13 protein-coding genes and 1 tRNA gene are annotated in these 12,623 nt (G+C 71.0%); 6 read left to right on the top strand and 8 right to left on the bottom strand.

What is annotated here, in order from left to right; all coding sequences use genetic code 11:
• Nucleotides 1-5: 5 nt before the first annotated feature.
• The 3 genes from ACIQWR_RS15450 to ACIQWR_RS15440 all read right to left on the bottom strand — a co-directional run bounded on the left by ACIQWR_RS15450 (nt 6) and on the right by ACIQWR_RS15440 (nt 4,429).
• Nucleotides 6-1,280: an ABC transporter substrate-binding protein gene (locus tag ACIQWR_RS15450; RefSeq protein ID WP_404008920.1), complete on the bottom strand. Its 1,275-nt coding sequence runs from the start codon at nt 1,278-1,280 to the stop codon at nt 6-8.
• Nucleotides 1,281-1,391: 111 nt separating this feature from the next.
• Entirely contained in the window at nt 1,392-3,215 is a 1,824-nt protein-coding gene (locus ACIQWR_RS15445) for an AMP-dependent synthetase/ligase (protein ID WP_404008917.1), read from the bottom strand.
• Nucleotides 3,216-3,616: 401 nt separating this feature from the next.
• A complete protein-coding gene (locus ACIQWR_RS15440; protein WP_404008914.1) occupies nt 3,617-4,429 on the bottom strand; it encodes a hypothetical protein in 813 nt (270 codons plus the stop codon).
• A 399-nt stretch (nt 4,430-4,828) separates the two neighbouring features.
• Between ACIQWR_RS15440 and ACIQWR_RS15435 the strand changes: the two genes are divergently transcribed.
• Entirely contained in the window at nt 4,829-4,981 is a 153-nt protein-coding gene (locus tag ACIQWR_RS15435; RefSeq protein WP_404008911.1) for a hypothetical protein, read from the top strand.
• Nucleotides 4,982-5,274: 293 nt separating this feature from the next.
• Here ACIQWR_RS15435 and ACIQWR_RS15430 read toward each other — a convergent pair whose 3' ends face one another.
• Both ACIQWR_RS15430 and ACIQWR_RS15425 read right to left on the bottom strand, forming a co-directional pair.
• Entirely contained in the window at nt 5,275-5,802 is a 528-nt protein-coding gene (locus tag ACIQWR_RS15430) for an SMI1/KNR4 family protein (RefSeq protein WP_404008908.1), read from the bottom strand.
• A gap of 71 nt (nt 5,803-5,873) precedes the next feature.
• Nucleotides 5,874-6,734, bottom strand: a complete 861-nt coding sequence (locus tag ACIQWR_RS15425) for a LysR substrate-binding domain-containing protein (protein WP_404009373.1) — start codon at nt 6,732-6,734, stop codon at nt 5,874-5,876.
• A 271-nt stretch (nt 6,735-7,005) separates the two neighbouring features.
• Between ACIQWR_RS15425 and ACIQWR_RS15420 the strand changes: the two genes are divergently transcribed.
• The 3 genes from ACIQWR_RS15420 (at nt 7,006) to ACIQWR_RS15410 (ending at nt 8,995) form a co-directional block, all read left to right on the top strand.
• Complete coding sequence (locus tag ACIQWR_RS15420; protein WP_404009370.1) at nt 7,006-8,058, top strand: bile acid:sodium symporter family protein; 1,053 nt, start codon at nt 7,006-7,008, stop codon at nt 8,056-8,058.
• A gap of 9 nt (nt 8,059-8,067) precedes the next feature.
• The gene (locus ACIQWR_RS15415) at nt 8,068-8,484 is read left to right on the top strand and encodes a (2Fe-2S) ferredoxin domain-containing protein (RefSeq protein WP_399260171.1); all 417 of its coding nucleotides are present in this window, start codon (nt 8,068-8,070) and stop codon (nt 8,482-8,484) included.
• Between the two features lie 136 nt (nt 8,485-8,620).
• Nucleotides 8,621-8,995: a hypothetical protein gene (locus ACIQWR_RS15410; RefSeq protein ID WP_404008905.1), complete on the top strand. Its 375-nt coding sequence runs from the start codon at nt 8,621-8,623 to the stop codon at nt 8,993-8,995.
• Nucleotides 8,996-9,004: 9 nt separating this feature from the next.
• Here the strand turns inward: ACIQWR_RS15410 and ACIQWR_RS15405 are convergent, their stop codons facing one another.
• Nucleotides 9,005-9,676 (bottom strand): SRPBCC family protein, encoded by a 672-nt coding sequence (locus ACIQWR_RS15405; RefSeq protein ID WP_404008902.1) that lies wholly within the window; start codon nt 9,674-9,676, stop codon nt 9,005-9,007.
• Between the two features lie 179 nt (nt 9,677-9,855).
• Complete coding sequence (fdhD, locus tag ACIQWR_RS15400; protein WP_404008899.1) at nt 9,856-10,695, bottom strand: formate dehydrogenase accessory sulfurtransferase FdhD; 840 nt, start codon at nt 10,693-10,695, stop codon at nt 9,856-9,858.
• Nucleotides 10,696-10,915: 220 nt separating this feature from the next.
• Between fdhD and ACIQWR_RS15395 the strand changes: the two genes are divergently transcribed.
• Both ACIQWR_RS15395 and ACIQWR_RS15390 read left to right on the top strand, forming a co-directional pair.
• Complete coding sequence (locus ACIQWR_RS15395; protein ID WP_404008896.1) at nt 10,916-11,857, top strand: beta-ketoacyl-ACP synthase III; 942 nt, start codon at nt 10,916-10,918, stop codon at nt 11,855-11,857.
• 231 nt (nt 11,858-12,088) lie between these two features.
• Nucleotides 12,089-12,176: transfer RNA gene (locus tag ACIQWR_RS15390), tRNA-Leu, on the top strand.
• Between the two features lie 20 nt (nt 12,177-12,196).
• On the opposite strand, the gene ACIQWR_RS15385 is transcribed toward ACIQWR_RS15390, so the two are convergent.
• Complete coding sequence (locus ACIQWR_RS15385) at nt 12,197-12,598, bottom strand: STAS domain-containing protein (protein ID WP_404008893.1); 402 nt, start codon at nt 12,596-12,598, stop codon at nt 12,197-12,199.
• Between the last annotated feature and the right edge of the window lie 25 nt (nt 12,599-12,623).

The following is a 12,623-nucleotide window of genomic DNA, read 5'->3' as shown; positions in this document are numbered from 1 at the left end:
TGCCCCTACTTGAAGGGGATGGGTTCGTAGCACTTGAACGGTACGGAGACCTCGTACGCCCCGTTCTTGAGCTGTACGAGCGCCCCGCAGCCGAAGCTGTTCTTCTGCCCCAGCGGCTCGGCCCGGTCGCCGACCAGGGTCCCGGTGTCGGAGAAGCCCTGGGCGGCGGCCTGGAAGGAGTCCACGGTCAGCTCCCGGCCCGCCTTCCGCGCGATCGACACGAAGAGGTCGGCCGACATGTATCCGGTCAACATGTGCATGTTCAGGGGGACTTCCTTGCCGCCCGAAGCGGCCTTGATGTCGGCCTTGAACTGCGCCATCTTCGCGTCCGTGGACTCGAAGGGCTCGAACTGGAGCAGGACGTACACCCCGTCGAGGGCCTGCTTGGTCGCGTCCTTGGCGAGCAGCCCCGGGTCGTAGTCGGTCGGGTCGGACAGCAGCCCCTGGTAGCCGGCGCGCTTGAGGGCCGTGAACAGGCCGATGTTGTTCGGGGTCTGCATCACGGAGACGACGGCGTCGGGCGCCTTGCCGCCGTTGGAGGAGAGGATGTCCTTGACGTACGCCGACCAGTCGCTCGGCACGGCCGTGCCCGGCACGCTCGCCTTGGCGTAGGAGACGGCGAAGCCGGCGCTCGCGAAGCCCTGCGAGAAGGTCCGCACGCCGAACTTGCCCGCGTCGCTGTCATTGGCGATGACGGCGACGGACTTGCCCTTCGCCCCGCCCAGGACCTGGCCGATGCCCTCGGGCCAGGTCTGGTTGAGGGTGCCGCCGGGGGTGGGGACCAGGCAGCCGTTGAAGCCGTAGATGTGCTTCGGTCCGCAGAAGGCGGGCGTGGTGCCCCAACCGAAGGTGGGGACCTTCTGCTGCTCCAGGAAATCGGCGCCGGAGAAGGTCACCGAACTCATCGGGGAGACGGCGAACACCTTGTCCTGCTGCACCAGCTTGCGGGCGGCCGCCAGGTTCTTGGCGGGGTCCTGGCCGTCGTCCTCCGCACCGATGTAGTCGATCTTCCGCCCGTTCACCCCGCCCTCCGCGTTGGCCCGCAGATAGCGCGCCTTCGCCCCGAGATCGGTGTCCTTCTTGCTGTAGCCGCTGGCGGAGGTCATCGACACGATGCCGCCGACCTTGATCGAGGTGCCGCTCACCCCGCGGGCGGCCCCGGCGCTCGCGGCCGAGCCCGTACCGGAGGGCGAGGAGGTGCTCTTGGCGGCGGAGTTGCAGGCGGAGACGAGCGCGAGGGCCGCCGCGGCGGCGGCGACGGTGCGGATCGGACGCAGCATGGATGGAGTCCCCTCCGGTCGGAATCCCCGCATTCTGTGCGGCACCTGACGAGTCGTCAATATCAATGACAGGTAAAGTGACGAACCGTCAGGTAGGCGAAGGGGTGCCCGTCAGCGCTGGTAGAGCGCCGCCACCTCCTGCTCGTACGCCGCCTCGATCGCCCGCCGCTTGAGCTTGAGCGAAGGGGTCAGCAACCCCCGCTCCTCGCTGAACTGCTCGGGCAGCAGCCGGAAGGTACGGATCGACTCCGCCTGCGACACCCGGGTGTTGGCGGTCACCACCGCCCGCCGCACCTCCGCCATCAGGTCCTCGTCCCGCACCAGCTCGATCGGGGGCAGCTGCGGGCGGCCGCGCATCGCCAACCAGTGCGCGACCCCCTCCATGTCCAGGGTCAGCAACGCGGCGATGTACGGGCGGTCGTTGCCCACCAGTACGCACTGCGACACCAGCGGGTGCGCCCGCACCCGCTCCTCCAACACCGTCGGCGAAACCGACTTCCCGTTGGAGGTCACCAGGATCTCCTTCTTCCGCCCGGTGATCGTGAGGTAGCCGTCCGCGTCGAGCCGCCCCAGGTCCCCGGTCGCCAGCCACCCCCCGCGCAGCACGGCTCCGCTCGACGGCGGGTCGTTGAGGTAGCCCGAGAAGACGTGCGCCCCGCTCAACCAGACCTCTCCGTCGTCCGCGATGTGCACCGAGGTGCCCGGGATCGGGTGGCCCACCGTCCCGTACTTCGTCGCCCCCGGCGGATTGGCGGTCGCCGCCGCGCAGGACTCGGTCAGCCCGTAGCCCTCGAAGACGGTGACCCCCGCGCCGTCGAAGAACAGCCCGAGCCGCCGCGACATCGCGGAGCCGCCCGACATCGCGTAGCGGATGCGGCCGCCCAGCGCCTCGCGGACCTTCCCGTACACCAGCTTGTCGAAGAGCTGGTGCTCCATCCGCAACGCCGCCGACGGGCCGGGTCCGCTGCCGAAGGCCTTCTGCTCGCGGGCCTCGGCGTAGCGCACGGCCGTCTCCACGGCCCGGTCGAAGGGACCGGTGCGCCCCTCCGCCTCCGCCTTGCGCCGGGCCGCCGCGAACACCTTCTCGAAGACGTACGGAACCCCCAGCACGAACGTCGGCCGGAACGCCGCCAGGTCGGGCATCAGCTCGGCCGCCGCCAGCACCGGCTGGTGCCCGAGCTTGACCCGGGACCGGATCGCCGCGACCTCCACCATCCGCCCGAAGACGTGGGCGAGCGGGAGGAAGAGGAGCGTGGAGGGCTCCTCGCCCGACTTCGCCCGGAACACCGACTCCCAGCGGGTCACCAGGGTGTCCGCCTCGTACATGAAATTGGCATGGGTCAGCACGCAGCCCTTGGGGCGGCCGGTGGTGCCCGAGGTGTAGATGACCGTGGCCACGGCGTCCGGGGTGACCGCGCCGCGGTGGCGGTGCACGACGTCGTCCGACACGCCCCGCCCGTCCGCGACCAGCTGGTCCAGGGCGCCCGCGTCCAGCTGCCACAGCCGTCGCAGCTGCGGCAGGCCCTCGATCACCGAGCCCACCGTCATCGCCTGGTTCTCGTCCTCGACCACCACGGCCGTGCATCCGGAATCGAAGAGGATCCAGTACGCCTGGTCGGCGGCGGCCGTGGGGTAGACGGGCACCGGCTGCGCGCCGACCGCCCAGAGCGCGAAGTCGAAGAGGGTCCACTCGTACCGGGTGCGCGCCATGATGCCGACCCGGTCACCGAAGCGGATCCCCTGCGCCAGCAGGCCCTTCGCCAGCTCCAGCACTTGCGCGCACAGCTGCGCCGAGGTGACGTCCTGCCAGACCCCGTCGGTCTTGCGGCCGAGCACCACCCGGTCCGGGTCCTCGCGGGCGTAGTGGAAGACGGCATCGGCCAGGCCCCCGACGGGCGCGGCCGTCACGACGGGTGGGACGGTCATCTCGCGCACAGCCGACTCCTCTCCGCACGACTCCGCTCCGTACAGCGCCGGTGACGGTACTCCAGGTCGGGTCCCGGGGGGAGGGGGTCCGGGAGACCGCTTTCGCCGCCATCATCACTGGTCAGCGGGGAGTGCCAAGGCGCGAACGCCCCCACGGGGAAGACCTGCGGCGAATCTCCACGAGACCTGCGCGCTGCGCGCACGGGTGGCGGGTGGCGGGCGGCGGGCGGACGGAGCAGTTCGCCCTGCGGTACCCGTGCCACCTTGGCGGCGTATGGGTGCCCGTGCGGGCGACGGCCACGGAATCACGCCCACCGAACTCCGATACCAGCGCGTGCCCTCGCTCGGGCGCGTTCCTGTCGGAGTTGCCGCTCGGCGACAGCGGTCGGCTCGACGCCCTGGCCCTCGACTCAGCGGGTGCAGAACTGCGACAGTCTCGGATTGTTGGGCACACACGTGGCGTCGTCCCAGGCATCGGCGATGCCCACGACAAACACGAGTAGGGTGCACACCACGACCACCAGGGCGATTGCCACGCTGGCCCGGGCCGCACGGCGGATGGTGCGCAAGACGGCGGGGGGTCGAGCAAGGTGCGCATCCTCCCTGCCGTGATGGGTGAAGAGCACGTTCAACTGGGGCCGAACGTGCTTCTCGAACAAGCGCTCCGGCTCTGATCCGACGGTGTCGGCTCTGTGGAAGAGGTAGTCCGCGGCCCGCGACGAGGTGGTGGCAGCCTGGTCGATAGCGCGCGCGGAGGCCCTGACCGCATGGGAGGCGAACGCCCCACCCATGGTCAGCACACCGAGCACGAGCGGGATGAGGATGCCCCCCGTCGCACTTCCCGCAGTGGCCGTTGCCGTCAACCAAGCGGTCAGCCCGCTACCGGCCGCACCGACCCACAGGGGCCAGGTCGTACCGAGGACGGCCGACGAGGCGAGCGGCACGACCTGGTCGGAGGCCCACTTCTTGGTCGCTTGAAGGCTGTTGCCGATCACGTCCCGCTTTTGCAGCACCTCCACCAAGCCGCCCAGCTCCTGCCGAAGCAGGTTTCCGTCCTTCACACGGCTGTTGATCCATTCGTCGGCATCACCTGCGGATGAGACGACCATCGCCAACAGGATCCTCCAGGACAACGAACCGCGGGGGAACAGCCCATCACCTTCATCGAGGACTGCGCTGTACGCGTTCCTGAGGGCTCTCACATCATCGCGACCGACGGTCATGGCCCGACTCGTACCGCGCCTCGCACCCATCGTCGAGAAGGCGCGCCGAGCCGACTCCGGATGCCTCCATCCAACGGCCCCGTCGTGGGGGTGGGAGCTGGCCAGGATGGGGGCCTCCACTGGCATCAGGAGTCAGGAACGGCGCCACTGGCTAAGGATCGGCCGGGATCGCCGATCGGTCCTTCGTGGGCGGCTTGTCCGCGGACAATGCCGTTGTCCGCGACTTCGATCGTCCTGACCAGCGCACTCGTGTCCGGTGGCTCCCGGCCAATTCCGCTCCCGCGAAGGGTTCTCGGCGGGACGGGGCGCCGAACGAGCTCCCTGCCCCGAGCCCGGCCCGGACCCCGTGCGTGCGTCACGCCCACCGGGACCGGTCCATCGGACGACGACAGGAGACCCATGTCATCGATGCGCATGCGTACGCGGCTGACCGCGCTCGGCGCCGTACTTCTCGGAGCAGTGGCCATGGCGGGCCCGGCACAGGCGGCGGCCGGCAACACGGCCGAGCAGGCACGGGCCCGTTCGCGGCACAGGCCCGTGCGACGGGTCTGAACGACAGCCGGGCCGATGAGCTCCAGCGCCGGATCGACGCCGCGCTGCGGGCGACCGGCGGTGAGCAGGTGGGCGTGAACAAGATCGACCTCGATCACAAGGCCTCGCTGATCCTGCCCCTGCCGGGCGAGAAGCAGGCTCGCCAGGTCTCCGACGCGGGCATCCTCGGGGCCCGGTAACGGGGCCGAGCGGGCACGGCCGTTCGTACGGGGGGCGGCCGTGCCCGGTTCTCGGGAATCCGCGGCGCGGAACAGTGGCGCGGCCGGTTCGCACGCCACGACGGGCGACCCGGCCTACACGAAACCAGGCTGTCCGGACTCGTTGAAACGGTGGACCGAGCGCCGCAGGAGGTCGAGGAACTCGGCGAGGCCGTCCGTGATCCGGTCGAACCCGGCTTCCACGGAAGCACTCCGTGATCGCCAGACGGAGCCGTCCGCGCCGACCGCGTACTGGACACCGCCACCGTCGGAACCGATCAGTACGGCGGTGACGGCCGCGTCCGCCCCGGACAGATCGACACGTTCGTCAAGTGCCCGGGCGCCGGAGTACAGGAAGTAGGCGTTCCCGACGTCGCTCATGTTCACGGAGCCGATCTCTCCGTAGTACACGGCGAGGTCGGCGAAGCCCGGTGATTCCGCAGCCAGGCGCTCCGCGGCGGCCCGATCGTCCGCCCCCGGCGGGTGAAGCGCCTTCTCCCCAGGGCCATAGCCGTGCTTCCGCTCGAAATCGCGGGTCACGGCATACAGGGCGGCCGAGACCTCCTCGCGCCACGCGGCGAGCGAGGCAGCCGTGAGAACGGCAGGCCCGTACGAATCGCGCATGGCCCCATCCTCACATCCGACCCTCGGCTGCCGGAGGCGGGGGATCCCGAGGGAACCTCCCGGTGGGGGCGTCAGTCCGGGCGGGTCAGGCGGGCCGGGCCGGTGAGGACGGCGCTGGCCAGGGCGTCCGCGGCGGGGGTCGGGCGGCGCCCCTGGAGCAGCGCGAACTCCACCTGCCCCAGCTCCGGCAGCCCCGCACGGTCCGCGACCGGGACCAGGCCGGGCGGAATCAGGCCACGGGTGTGGGCCATCACCCCGAGCCCGGCCCGGGCCGCCGCGATCAGACCGCTCAGGCTGCCGCTCGTACACGCGATCCGCCACGCGCGCCCGTCCCGCTCCAGGACCTCCAACGCCCGGGCCCGGGTGATCCCGGGCGGCGGGTAGACGATCAGCGGGACCGGCCGGTCCGGATCCACCCGTAGCCCGGCCGCTCCGATCCACACCATCCGGTCCCGCCAGACGAGCCGCCCCCGCTCGTCCCCCGGCCCGCGCCGCTTGGCCAGCACCAGATCGAGGCGCCCCGCGTCCAACCGCTCGTGCAGGGTCCCGGACAGCTCCACCGACAGCTCCAGGTCCACCTCGGGGTGCTCGTGCCGGAACCCCTCCAGGATCTCCGGCAGCCGGGTCTGCACGAAGTCCTCCGACGCCCCGAACCGCAGGCGCCCGCGCAGCCGGGTCCCGCTGAAGAAGGCGGCCGCCCGCTCGTGCGCGGCCAGGATGGTCCGGGCGAAGCCGAGCAGTGCCTCGCCGTCCTCGGTCAGCTCCACGCGGTGCGTGTCCCTCAGGAACAGCGGCCGCCCCGTGGCCTCCTCCAGCCGCCGCACGTGCTGGCTCACCGTGGACTGGCGCACCCCGAGGCGCCCCGCGGCCTGCGTGAAGCTCAGCGTCTGGGCCACCGTGAGGAACGTCCGCAACTGCACCGGGTCGTACATGCCCGTCATACCGGTCATGGCCCTCCACGCTATCGCAAATCGTGATGACAGTCAGAGCGGTGTGCGTGTTTCCCGATGGCCACCGCGCCCCCGACGATGAAGGAGCGACGCGACCACCCGGACGCGACCCCGCCCCACAGCAAGTGCCCCACAACAAGTGCCCCACAGCAAGTGCCCCACTGCGAGTGCCCCACTGCGAGTGCCCGACAGTGAGCGCCCCACAGCAAGTGCCCGACAACAAGTGCCCGAGAGCAAGTGAGTGAGTACCGCCATGCGCCGCCGCCCGCAGATGCCCACGCTGCCTTCCTGGCTCCCGCTGGACCCCTACGTCCTGGCCCTGCTCGCCACCGTCGCCCTCGCCGCGCTCCTGCCCGCCCGCGGCGCGGCCGCGCCCGTCGCGGACGGTGCCTCCACGGCCGCCGTCGCCCTCCTCTTCTTCCTCTACGGGGCTCGGCTGTCCACCCGCGAGGCCCTCGACGGCATGCGCCACTGGCGGCTCCACCTCGCCGTCCTGGCCTGCACCTTCGTCCTCTTCCCCGTGCTCGGCCTGGCCGCCCGGGCCCTGGTCCCCACCCTCCTGACGCCCCCGCTCTACAGCGGCCTGCTCTTCCTCTGTCTGGTCCCCTCGACGATCCAGTCCTCGATCGCCTTCACCTCCATAGCCCGCGGCAACGTGCCCGCCGCCATCTGCGCCGGATCCTTCTCCAGCCTCGCCGGCATCTTCCTGACCCCGCTCCTCGCGGCCGGGCTGCTCGGCCACGACGCGGGAGGCTTCTCCCTCGACTCCCTGTTGAAGATCGTCCTGCAGTTGCTGTTGCCGTTCCTCCTCGGTCAGTCCCTCCGCCGCTGGGTCGGTGGCTTCCTCACCCGCCACCGGGCGGTCCTCGGCTACGTCGACCGCGGCTCGATCCTGCTCGTCGTCTACGCCGCCTTCAGCGCGGGCATGGTCGCCGGGATCTGGCACCAGGTGAGCGTGGCGCGGCTCGGCGCCCTGATGGCGGTCGAGGCGGCGCTGCTCACCGTCGTGCTGCTGGTCACCTGGTACGGCGCCGGCCGCCTCGGCTTCGACCGGGCGGACCGGATCGCCATCCAGTTCGCCGGGTCCAAGAAGAGCCTGGCGGCCGGACTCCCGATGGCCAGCGTGCTGTTCGGGGCGCAGGCGAGCCTCGCGGTGCTCCCGCTGATGCTCTTCCACCAGATGCAGTTGATGGTCTGCGCCGTGCTCGCCCGCCGCCGGGCGGCCGACCCGGACCCCGAACTCCCCTCCGACCGTGTGGTGGAGGTCTCCCGTACGGCCCAACACCCGGCCGCCGGAGCCCGGTAACGTGCGTCGGTGACCTGGATACGCCCCCACTCCGCCCGCGCCGAACGCCCCTGCACCCTGGTGGTGTGCCGCGGCTGCTGCTGCGGCGACCCGCGCAAGAACCCCGGGACCGACCACGCCGGTCAACTGGCCCGGCTCCGCGCGGCCGCCGAGGACTCCGAAGGCCGCCTCGCCGTCCGTACCGTCGACTGCCTCGGCCCCTGCGCCCAGGCCAACGTGATCGTCGTGCAGCCCGCGACCGAGGCCCGCCGCAGGGGCGCCCGCGCGACCTGGTTCGGCTGGGTCATGGACGACACCGCGACCGACGACATCGTCGACTGGGCCCTGGCCGGCGGCCCCGGCATCGCCCTCCCGCCGGACGCCCTCGACCTGCACCGCATCGAGCCCCCCGCCCCGAAGAAGACCGCCCGCGGCCGCAGACTCTAGCCGTGGAACCGGCTGACCGACCGGCTGACCGACCCACCGACTGGCTGACCGACCGACCGACTGGCTGACCGTGCTCCGAGGTGCTCGGCCAGTCGCTGACGACCCCGGAGCTCTGGTGATGAGAGGTCTCCCAGCGGTGCCCACGCAGGTCGCGTGGCACAACACGGGCACCGACGTCTTCCTCTACGCGGCGCGGGTCGAGGGGCGTTGGCTGGTCCTGCGACTCAACGACTTTCCCGAGCATCCCCTGTACACCCTCTTCATCGACGCGCAGGTCATCGCTGACGTGGACGATGCTCCGACCGGTTGGCGGCTCTCGCCCCGGTCGGCGCTCCCGGAGCTGAGCGCCCCGGAACGTGCGCAGGTGCTCGCGGTCATGGCCGGTCTCGGTCCTTATGGAGCCGAAGCGGGCGCTCCGTGCACGGGTGACTGGTGCACGTGCAGCATCCTCACCGACGCATACGCCGCCCGGCCGACGCTCCCGCCACGGCCTGACTCGGATCGGCCCTGACAGGCCGCGTCACACGCCGAGGCCGGCTCGGCCTCCGGCTTCGGCGGTGGCCCCGGCTTCGGCGGTGGCCTTGAGGTCCTTCAGCCATGCTTCGAGGCCCTGGCGGAGGAGGGCGGTCGCCGTGGGGACGTCCGCGTCGACCTGGGGGCCGGTATGGGTCTCCTCGGTGGTGACCCGGACCCCGCCACGGGTCGCGGTGAAGTTCCATACGTGCACGCCGTCGATGTGCAGCCCCTCGCCGACCGCGGGTCCCGTCCAGCGTATGCAGGAACGAGGGCTGAGCTGTTCGATCGTCGAGGTGATCTCCAGGCTCCTGGCCGGAGTCGGGTTGGGAGGTACCGGTGTGGTCCACCGGAAAGCCGAGCCCCTGCGGAGGGGGCCGTGGTCGAGGCGTTCGGCAGTGGTCACGGGAGCCTGCCAGGCGGGCCAGCCCTCGACGTCGGTCTGGAGCTTCCAGACCGTGCTCAGTGGTGCGTCGATGAGGATCTCGGCCCGGTGTCGCACGCGGGCATCGGGATCGACACCGACCCCGCGGCAGGTCAGCGACCCGGCGGGCCGGAGGTGCAGGTCGGACGTGGAAGCCGCCCCGGCGGGGGCCACGGCGGTCCCGAGCAGGCCGATGGCGAGCGGCGCGGCTAACAGGGTGGCGCGGATGCCGCCCAGGCGGCGGATGTCGGACATGGAGTTCCCCTCGCTTAGTGGCTCAATCGATGGTTAGAGGATATAACTCCATCGCAGCGAAGGGCAATAGTTTGCGTGATACCTTCTAACTTTCCCGAATGGCGGTTCGAAGTGGTGGTCCGAGGCGGTGATCCGCAGTGGCGGTCCGCAGTGGCGGTCCGCGCTGATGGTCCGCGCCGCTACCGGGGCTCGGGCAGCAGGATCCGTTCCTCGCCCGCGTAGACGTTCATGTTCCGGCCGCGCAGGAAGCCGACCAGGGTGAGTCCCGACTCGACCGCGAGGTCCACGGCCAGCGAGGAAGGTGCGGAGACGGCGGCCAGTATCGGGATACCGGCCATCACCGCCTTCTGCGCCAGTTCGAAGGAGGCCCGGCCCGACACCAGCAGCACCGACCCGGTCAGCGGCAGCCGACCCTCGCGCAGCGCCCGACCGACGATCTTGTCCACCGCGTTGTGGCGGCCCACGTCCTCGCGCACGTCGACCAGTTCGCCCGTCGCCGTGAACAGCCCGGCCGCGTGCAGCCCGCCGGTGCTGTCGAACACCTTCTGCGCGGCGCGCAGCCGGTCCGGCAGTTCCGTGAGGAGGTCGGCCGCTATGCGCACCGGATCCGCACCGATGCCCGGGAAGCGGCTCGCCGTGCGCACCGCGTCCAGGCTGGCCTTGCCGCACAGCCCGCACGAGGACGTCGTGTAGACGTTCCGCTCCAGCGTGATGTCCGGTACCGGAACCCCGGCGGCCAGCTGGACGTTGACGATGTTGTAGGTGTTGCTGCCGTCCTCGGCCTGGCCCTCGCAGTAGGTCACCGCACGGACGTCCGTGGTGTGCGCCAGTACGCCCTCGCTCACCAGGAAGCCCACCGCCAAGGCGAAGTCGTCGCCGGGGGTGCGCATGGTGATCGCCAGCGGCTTCCCGTTCAGCCGGATCTCCAGCGGCTCCTCGGCGACCAGGGTGTCCGGGCGCGTCCCGACCACCCCGTCCCGGATCCGGACGACGCGGCGACGCTCGGTGACCCGTCCCATGGTGATCAGTCCACCCGTTCTCTCGTTCTCGCCGGTCCGGAGGCCGGCATCGGCCTGTCAGGCCCATTCTCCCGTATCGCTCCATACACGTGCCCGGCAGGAGGATCCTCCGGAATCTCCAAATTCCACCGCACGAACCTGTCGGGTCACGCGCCCCCGTACCGGTCAGTAGCAGGCGAAGCTGGGTGATCCTGACTGCCGTACGAGGGGGATCCTGCCCATGACCGGTTCACGCGTGGTGGCTCTGGGGCACTACCAGCCCGCGAAAGTGATCACCAACGAGGACCTCGCGGCCATGGTCGACACGAACGACGAGTGGATCCTCTCCCGGGTGGGGATCAAGACCCGCCGCATGGCCGGTCCCGACGAGCCCGTGGACGAGCTGGCCTTCCACGCCGCGGGCAAGGCCCTGGCGAGCGCGGGACTGACCCCCGACGACATCGACCTCGTCCTCGTCGCGACCTCGACCGCGATCGACCGCTCGCCCAACATGGCGGCCCGCGTCGCCGCCAAGCTCGGCATGGGCGGCAACCCGGCCGTGATGGACATCAACGTCGTCTGCTCGGGCTTCACGCACGCCCTGGCCACCGCCGACCACGCCATCCGCGCCGGGTCCGCCACCCGCGCGCTGGTCATCGGCGCCGACAAGATGACCGAGATCACCGACTGGAGCGACCGCACCACCTGCGTGCTCACCGGTGACGGCGCGGGCGCCGCGGTCGTCGAGGCCTGCGAGGAGCCGGGCATCGGCCCCGTCCTGTGGGGCTCGGTGCCGGAGATGGGTCACGCCGTCCGGATCGAGGGCAGCCCGCCGGTCTTCGCCCAGGAGGGTCAGTCCGTCTACCGCTGGGCCACGACCCAGCTGCCGCCGCTCGCGCGCAAGGCCTGCGAGCGCGCCGGGATCACCCCGGAGGACCTCGCCGGAGTCGTCCTGCACCAGGCGAACCTGCGCATCATCGAGCCGCTCGCCGCCAAGATCGGAGCCGTCAACGCCGTCGTCGCCCGCGACGTCGTCGACTCGGGCAACACCTCGGCCGGCAGCATTCCGATGGCCCTGTCCAAGCTGGTCGAGCGCGGCGAGATCCCCTCGGGCGCCCCCGTCCTGCTCTTCGGCTTCGGCGGCAACCTCTCCTACGCGGGCCAGGTCATCCACTGCCCGTGATTCCGCCCGTGACCCACTGCCCGTGACTCCGTCGGGCCCGTCGGGCGCACGGCGTGTTGCACTGCGCGTACCAGCAGCGCAACAGGCTGTGCACCCGACGGCCGCACGGGAGCCCGACGCCCGGTGCGACGCCCCGGCAGGCTGCTGACCACCATTTATATGGGCGGGGAGCACTCCGAAGCTTTGCTATGGTTGTCCTTGTCGCCACGGGAAACCGCGGCCGATCACCTTGTCCGGGTGGCGGAATGGCAGACGCGCTAGCTTGAGGTGCTAGTGCCCTTTATCGGGCGTGGGGGTTCAAGTCCCCCCTCGGACACCAGAACCAGCTAAGACCCCACTTCATGTGGGGTTTTTTGCTTTTCCGGGGGTGGGGTCCGTCAGTATCTGCTGGATGCCCGTGAGCTGGAGCAGGTGGGCGACGGGGCGGCTGACGGCGGTCAGGACGAAGCTCTTGCCGCTCTCGGCGGCGAGCTTGTGCAGATCCAGCAGGACGTGAAGCCCCGAGCTGTCGCAGAAGGTGACGGCGGAGAGGTCCAGGTCGAGGCCGGCGCGGCTGGACGTCAGGGCGGTGACGAGGTCCTCGCGCAGGCCGCGCGCGTCGTCCATGTCGATCTCGCCGCGCACCCGGGCGACGACCCGCTGGGGGCCGGGTTCGAAGACCAAGGCGATGGTGGAGGGGTGCGTGGTCCCGCTGGTGGTGTCCGCGGGAGCGGCGGGCCGGCGGTCGAAGGGGTCGGTCATGGCCTTTCTCCCTTTCGGAAGCCAT

It is taken from the genome of Streptomyces sp. NPDC098789 (assembly GCF_044759975.1).
In the GTDB taxonomy this organism is placed as follows: domain Bacteria; phylum Actinomycetota; class Actinomycetes; order Streptomycetales; family Streptomycetaceae; genus Streptomyces.
Note: the sequence above shows the minus strand (reverse complement) of the source record. Positions and strands in the feature narration are given on the sequence as shown.

Coding starts and splice junctions, on each gene's coding strand:
- ACIQWR_RS15385 (WP_404008893.1), bottom strand. CDS start 12,598: ATGACCGACCCCTTCGACCGCCGGCCCGCCGCTCCCGCGGACACCACC.
- ACIQWR_RS15430 (WP_404008908.1), bottom strand. CDS start 5,802: ATGCGCGATTCGTACGGGCCTGCCGTTCTCACGGCTGCCTCGCTCGCC.
- ACIQWR_RS15425 (WP_404009373.1), bottom strand. CDS start 6,734: ATGTACGACCCGGTGCAGTTGCGGACGTTCCTCACGGTGGCCCAGACG.
- ACIQWR_RS15420 (WP_404009370.1), top strand. CDS start 7,006: ATGCGCCGCCGCCCGCAGATGCCCACGCTGCCTTCCTGGCTCCCGCTG.
- ACIQWR_RS15440 (WP_404008914.1), bottom strand. CDS start 4,429: ATGACCGTCGGTCGCGATGATGTGAGAGCCCTCAGGAACGCGTACAGC.
- ACIQWR_RS15405 (WP_404008902.1), bottom strand. CDS start 9,676: ATGTCCGACATCCGCCGCCTGGGCGGCATCCGCGCCACCCTGTTAGCC.
- ACIQWR_RS15395 (WP_404008896.1), top strand. CDS start 10,916: ATGACCGGTTCACGCGTGGTGGCTCTGGGGCACTACCAGCCCGCGAAA.
- ACIQWR_RS15450 (WP_404008920.1), bottom strand. CDS start 1,280: ATGCTGCGTCCGATCCGCACCGTCGCCGCCGCCGCGGCGGCCCTCGCG.
- ACIQWR_RS15435 (WP_404008911.1), top strand. CDS start 4,829: ATGTCATCGATGCGCATGCGTACGCGGCTGACCGCGCTCGGCGCCGTA.
- fdhD (WP_404008899.1), bottom strand. CDS start 10,695: ATGGGACGGGTCACCGAGCGTCGCCGCGTCGTCCGGATCCGGGACGGG.